We start from the raw sequence: 6,390 nt of genomic DNA, 5'->3' as shown, positions 1-6,390 counted from the left end.
CGGCCGCACCCCGCCCGGGCCACACCACCAGAGGCGTGCACACCCGATCTCGTGAAAGGACCGCCCGAAGGCGTCCCCGCGTCCGGCACCAGAGCGATCGCCTCACCCGCCCAGACGCCCTCACCCGGCGCCGCATGCGCTCCCGGTGCCACGACCGTCGCTCCTCCCGGTGCCCCGGTCACCGCTCCTTCTCCTTGGGGGGCAGCACCGCATCGCGCGGGTCACGCTTGGGCGCCTCCACCACCACACCGACCACATCGACAGCCGTCAGATCCGCGTACGGCCTGGCGTAGGCGATGCGCGTCAGCTCTCCCGGCGTCGACTCCACCCTTTCGATCACCCCCACGGGCACCCCGGCCACATAGGGCCTCCCGTGTTGCGATCCGAAGCTCACGATGCGCCCGCCCCTGGTCAGCGCCGCGGTCGAGTCGAGCAGCCGGAACTGCACGAGCCGCCCGTGCTCCCCGACTCCGTGCACGACGCCGATCTCCTTGGCCCCTTCCAGCCGCGCCCCCACGGCTGAGGCGGGATCGCTGATCAGCACCACCGTCGAGCTGTGCGCCGACGCGCGGATGACTCGCCCGATCAGCCCCTCGCCGTTGATCACGGTCATCTCGGTGTGCACGCCATCACGGGTGCCCGCGTCGATCTGCACCGCGTCCTCGAAGCCAGGCGCGCCCCGCCGGGCGACGACGTTCGCCGGCACCACCTTGTATCCGCCCGTACCGGCCAGGCCGAGCAGGTCCTTGAGCTCCTCGGCCCGGTCGGAGTCGAGTTTGCCGGCCAGCATCCCGGCCCGCAGCTTGGCGTTCTCCGCCTTGAGCGCGTCGATGCGTTCCTGAGCGGCGGGCGCTGCGACCAGCGCCTGCACGAACCCGCCGATGGGGCGGACGACCCCGCCGCCGAGTTGCTCCGCCGTGCCGAACACGTAGGCCCCGGCCGCGCGCAGCGGGTGCAGCGGCGAGTTGTCGCCCGTGCGGTGGTCGACGGTCAGGATGACCAGCGCCGCCGCCAGCAGCACTCCCAGGATCAGTCGGGCACGGTTCGAATCTCTCATCAGTGTCGCGACTCCGGAACCAGGACCTGCTGAAGCGCTTCGAACTCCTCCGCGCACTTGCCCGAGCCGATGGCGACCGAGTCGAGCGCGTTGTCGACGAGGTGCACAGGCATGCCCGTCTCCGCCTTGACCCGCTCGTCCAGCCCTCTGAGGAGGGCGCCCCCGCCGGTGAGCGCGATGCCGCGGTCCATGATGTCGCCGGACAACTCGGGCGGGCACTTGTCGAGCGTGGTCTTGACCGCGTCGACGATCGCGTTGACCGGCTCCTCGGTGGCCTTCCTGATCTCTTCGCTGGACACGATGATCGTCTTTGGCAACCCGCTGACCAGGTCGCGGCCGCGGATCTCCGCGTGTGACTCCTCGCCGTCGGGGCAGGCCGAGCCGATCGCCATCTTGATCTCCTCAGCCGTGCGCTCGCCGAGCATCAGCGAGTATTCCTTCTTCGCGAACGTGATCACCGCCTGGTCGAGCTCGTCGCCGCCGATCCGGATCGACTGGCTGGTGACCACGCCGCCCATCGAGATGATGGCCACCTCGGTGGTGCCCCCGCCGACGTCGACCACCATGTTCCCGGTCGGCTCGTGCACCGGCAGCCCCGCGCCGATGGCGGCGGCCATGGGCTCCTCGATGATGTAGACCTTCCTGGCGCCCGCCTGGTATCCCGCCTCCTTCACCGCGCGCTGCTCGACACTGGTGATGCCGCTGGGCACGGCGATGATGATGCGCGGCTTGGCGAGGTGGCGGCGTCGATGCACTCTTTGGATGAAATATCGCAACATCCGCTCAGTGACATCGAAGTCGGCGATCACACCGTCCTTGAGCGGACGGACGGCGACGATGTTGCCAGGCGTGCGGCCGATCATCCGCTTGGCCTCGATGCCGACCGCCACGATCTTCCCGGTGGCGGTGTTGATCGCTACGACTGACGGCTCGTTTAGCACGATGCCCCGGCCGCGCACGTAAACCAACGTGTTTGCGGTGCCCAGGTCGACCGCCATGTCGCGGCCGAGAAACGCGAGCTTGCTGCCCATGGGGAACGGAGCCCTCCGTAACGTCCAATGCGAATGACTACGGATCGAATTCGAATCGTAACGTGACGTACCCACCGATGGACGCAATCAGCCCCCGCGCCCCACAAAAATCTCCAGCCCCTAGCTCAACCGCAATTTTGCCCGGATTGCACCACAACATCCGACAGGCCGCGGGAACGTCTCAACACCCAACCACGAGCAAAGATACAAGAACCCTCCGACAAAACCCTGCCCGTGCCACAGTAAAGGAATGGGCCGAAACACCACGTGCCCGCGCAACGAAAAACTGCGCGGGCACGACGGGAAAGGCTGAACCGATCAGAAGCGGTCCGGGAAGAAGATCTTGATCTCCCTGGCGGCCGACTCGGGCGAGTCAGAGCCGTGCACGACGTTCTCGCCGATCTCGAGGGCATGGTCGCCACGGATCGTGCCGGGGGCCGACTTGACCGGGTCGGTGGCGCCGGCCAGCGCGCGGAAGGCCTCGATCGCGCGCGGGCCCTCGAGCACCATGGCGACGAGCGGCCCCGAGGTGATGAACTCGACGAGTTCGCCGAAGAACGGCCGCTCGGAGTGCTCGGCGTAGTGAGCCTTCGCGGTGTCGGCGTCGAGGGTGCGCAGGTCCATCGCCACGACCTTGAGGCCCTTGCGCTCCACGCGGGCGATCACGTCACCGATGAGGCCGCGCTTGACCCCGTCGGGCTTGATCAGGACAAGAGTGCGCTCGGACACTTGGAGTTCTCCTTCGAACAGAATGGGACGCGGCGACAGGCACCGGGCCTGGCCCGGTGAACGCTCCGCGGGGCACGGAATCACGCGCCGAATGGCGGGGCCCTCAGCTTACCGTCCCGCGCCGCGCCCTCGTTTCGCTACGCGGAGGCCGTGTCCTCGGGAGAATGCGCCTGTGGCGGCACCGCGGGCGGCTCGGGCCGCCGCTCGTCACCCCACCGCGGCCGAACCGTGTCGAACGCCGACTGGGGCGCCCCTGTCGGAGGCTCCTCACCAGCGAATCCTCCGGCACAGGGCGGCTCCGCCGCGCCGGCCTCCTGCGTGCCACGCGGGGGCGGCGTCTCCTCCTTCACCGGGCGCCAAGCCATCACCGAGGCGAGCGCGATCACCACGACCAGCAGGAAACCACCGATCAGCGCCCACCAGTGCAGCGCCCCGACGAAGCGGTCGACCAGTTCCTGCGCCGAACGCACCCCGTCGAGCATCGTCATCTGCACCCCGGCGCCCAGCAGGAAACCCGCCAGCACCCCGGCACAGCACAACGACAGCCCGTAGACCGCCGCCCCGAAACCCACGTCCTGCAACGCCGCCGTCAACGCCACCGCCGCACCGCCAGCGAGCAGCGTGAACGGCACCACGAGCACCAACCCGTCAGCGGACGGCACGACCAGCCGGACCGCGCACAAGCCGGCGACCATGGCCAGCAGCCCCAAAGGCACCAGCCACCGCGCGGCGACCCCGGCGTACAGCCGCACCGCCACCGCGGCCGCGACGGCGAACACCCCGGCCAGCGCGAACGGGATCCACAACCCGCGCAGCCCTGGCCCGCCGAGCCCGCCCATCTCCATGAGCGTCACCTGCGCGGCGCTGGGCACGAGCACGACGCCCACGGCCACCATCGAGTACGAGAGCGTACGGTTCCGCGGCGGCCCGAACGAGGCCAGCACCAGCAGCCCGACGACCGCCAGCCCGGCCAGCGCGATCACCGGGACAGCCCGCCACCCTTCATTGGCCGTGCTGATCGCCATGAGCGCGATGCCCGCCGCGGGCGCGACGGCCGGCAGCAGCCTGCCGCGTTCCTCCCCCTCGGGCTCCGGCGTGGAAGGCGGCCTGAGCATCATCCACCCGACGAGGTGGACGGCGGCCAGGGCGAGCGCCACGCCCGTCACCAACGGGTAGGGCTGCAACGTCACCTTCCAGCTGCTCACCGCGTCGAGCGGCCAGAGCGCCAACGCCTGGGCCGTGAGCAGGCTCAGGCCGAACATGCCGGCCCACAGGGCGCGCAACACCGGCGCCCGCTCCCAGACGGCCGCGAGCGTGGCGGGCACGATCAGGCCCGCGCCGACGCCGCGCACCACCCGAACCGCTCCGACCAGCAGCTCAGAGCCCGCGTATCCGCCCGCGGCCTCGGACAGCGCCACCAGCGTCAGCCCGGCGAGCAGCAGGTGCGCTGCCTTCACCCGGCGCAACGCGACGGAGGCGAGCGGCACGGTGAGCACCAGCGCGGGCAGGGCGAGCCCGTGAGTGCGCATGAGCCCGACCTGGTCGATGTCGCCCGGCAGAAGCTTGGCGACGACGGAGAGCGTGTTGGGGATCGCGACGAGCGCCAGTGGCAGAGCGGCCACGACGAGCAGCCCGAGCACGGCATCGAGCAGCCATGGAAGTCTGGGGCCAGCCGGGTGCGGCGACCGCTGGATCGGGGGGACGGCCATGTAGGCCGACTTTAGCGGGTAGTAGCGCCTTCGACACGGCGAGCGACGATAATTGCGGTGATCCAGAGCGCAGCGAAGATGGCGCCGAGGAAGAACATCGCCGGCACGAGGAACCCCGTGCAGATGGCCAGCACTTGTACGACGCTGCCGAGCACGTAGCCGAAAGGCTTCTTGAGCAGGCCCGCGGCGAGCACGCAGAGCATGGCCAGGCCGATGCCGACCGTGACCGCCAGCCAGGGTCGGATCCCACCGACGCTGATCGCCACGGGCGTGATCAGCCCGGCGACGATCGCCTCCATGCCGAGGACGCTGGCGCCGAGCCGCCGCATTCCCGGGGTGACCTCGAAGTTCATCACGAGCCGTCCGCCTTCATCAGCAGTCGCGCATCGCCCGCGGTGACCACGGACCCCGTGATGAGCACTCCGGTGCCGCTGAACTCGCCCTCGGCGTCGGCGATGCCGATGCCCTTGTCGATGGCGTCGTCGAGGCGCTCGACGACGTGCACGCGCTCCTCGCCGAAAATCGGCTCCGCCAGTGACGCCAGCTCCCGCGCCGTCATGGACCGGGGAGAGGAGTTGCGCGTGACGATGATCTGGTCGAGCACCGGCTCGAGCAGCTCAAGCAGCGCGTCGACGTCCTTGTCACGCATGACCGCGACCACGCCGACGACCTTGGCGAAGTCGAACGCCTCGTGCAGCGCCTCCAACGTGGCCTGCATGCCGGCGGCGTTGTGGGCGGCGTCGACCACGACCGCCGGTGTGCGTCGCACGACCTCCATCCGCCCCGGCGAGGCGACCTCCGAGAACGCCTGGCGTACGAGGTCGCTGTCGAGCGGGTCGTCGCCGCCGGTCAGCGCCTCCACGGCGGCCAGCGCGCAGACGGCGTTCCCCGCCTGATGAGCGCCGTGCAGCGGCAGGTAGACCTCGTCGTAGACGCCCTTCAGCCCGCGCAACGTCAGCAGTTGCCCGCCGAGCGCCACCTCACGGTTGAGCACCCCGAACTCGAGCCCCTCCCGCGCCACGACGGCGCCCACCTCGGCAGCGCGCCGCATGAGCACCTCGGCGGCCGGCAGTTCCTGCTGCGCGAACACGGCCGTGGAGCCGGGTTTGATGATGCCCGCCTTCTCCGCGGCGATGCTGGGGATGTCAGGCCCGAGCCGGTCGATGTGGTCGAGCGAGATGGGGGTGATCACCGACACGGTGCCGTCCGCGACGTTGGTGGCGTCCCAGGACCCGCCCATGCCCGCCTCGACGACGGCGACATCGACAGGCGTGTCGGCGAACGCCGCGAACGCCATCGCCGTCAGCAACTCGAAGAACTGGATGCGCCGCCCCTGCGTGTCGGTCAGTTCGACGTACGGGATGATCTCCTCGTAAACCTCGGCGAACCGTTCCTCACTCAGCGGCGCACCGTCAACGGTGATGCGCTCGCGCATCGACACCAGGTGCGGGCTGGTGAACCGCCCCACCCTCAGGTTGCGCTCCCGCAGGAGCGCCTCCGCCAGTCGCGCTGTGCTCGTCTTGCCGTTGGTGCCCGCGATGTGCATGACGGGGTACGCCCGCTGCGGGGAGCCGAGCACATCAAGAAGGGCCGCGATCCTGTCGAGCGTCGGCTCGAAATCCCACTCGACGCCACGCTCCATGATCGCGCGTTCTACCGCACGATAATCCACACCATCAACCCTACTGACCGCAGTCACCGCTCATGACGCGGCCCGACCTGGACACGCCCCAACGCAAAAAGGGGCTCCACGCCTCAAGCGTGGAGCCCCTACAAAAAATTGTCCGGCGGCGACCTACTCTCCCACACCCTCCCGAGTGCAGTACCATCGGCGCAGAGAAGCTTAACTTCCGGGTTCGGAATG

General features: G+C 69.6%; 6 protein-coding genes and 1 rRNA gene. All 7 read right to left on the bottom strand.

The window, feature by feature from the left end; all coding sequences use genetic code 11:
• Positions 1-178: 178 nt before the first annotated feature.
• Positions 179-1,057, bottom strand: a complete 879-nt coding sequence (gene mreC / locus E1267_RS41940) for a rod shape-determining protein MreC (RefSeq protein WP_132341605.1) — start codon at positions 1,055-1,057, stop codon at positions 179-181.
• Positions 1,057-2,088, bottom strand: coding sequence for a rod shape-determining protein (locus E1267_RS41935; RefSeq protein ID WP_132341603.1), 1,032 nt, complete (start codon positions 2,086-2,088; stop codon positions 1,057-1,059). The genes mreC and E1267_RS41935 overlap by 1 nt, the downstream gene beginning before the upstream one ends.
• Positions 2,089-2,406: 318 nt before the next feature.
• Complete coding sequence (gene ndk / locus E1267_RS41930) at positions 2,407-2,817, bottom strand: nucleoside-diphosphate kinase (RefSeq protein WP_132341601.1); 411 nt, start codon at positions 2,815-2,817, stop codon at positions 2,407-2,409.
• A 137-nt stretch (positions 2,818-2,954) separates the two neighbouring features.
• Positions 2,955-4,526: a hypothetical protein gene (locus E1267_RS41925; RefSeq protein WP_132341599.1), complete on the bottom strand. Its 1,572-nt coding sequence runs from the start codon at positions 4,524-4,526 to the stop codon at positions 2,955-2,957.
• Between the two features lie 11 nt (positions 4,527-4,537).
• Entirely contained in the window at positions 4,538-4,879 is a 342-nt protein-coding gene (locus E1267_RS41920; RefSeq protein ID WP_132341609.1) for a DUF4233 domain-containing protein, read from the bottom strand.
• Positions 4,879-6,168: a bifunctional folylpolyglutamate synthase/dihydrofolate synthase gene (locus tag E1267_RS41915; protein WP_132341607.1), complete on the bottom strand. Its 1,290-nt coding sequence runs from the start codon at positions 6,166-6,168 to the stop codon at positions 4,879-4,881. The genes E1267_RS41920 and E1267_RS41915 overlap by 1 nt, the downstream gene beginning before the upstream one ends.
• Before the next feature lie 140 nt (positions 6,169-6,308).
• Positions 6,309-6,390: ribosomal RNA gene (rrf, locus tag E1267_RS41910) — 5S ribosomal RNA — on the bottom strand; the annotation flags it as partial.

The organism is Nonomuraea longispora (assembly GCF_004348345.1).
Lineage (GTDB): Bacteria > Actinomycetota > Actinomycetes > Streptosporangiales > Streptosporangiaceae > Nonomuraea > Nonomuraea longispora.
The sequence above is the reverse complement of the archived record's forward strand: the minus strand, read 5'-3'. Positions and strand labels throughout refer to the sequence as shown.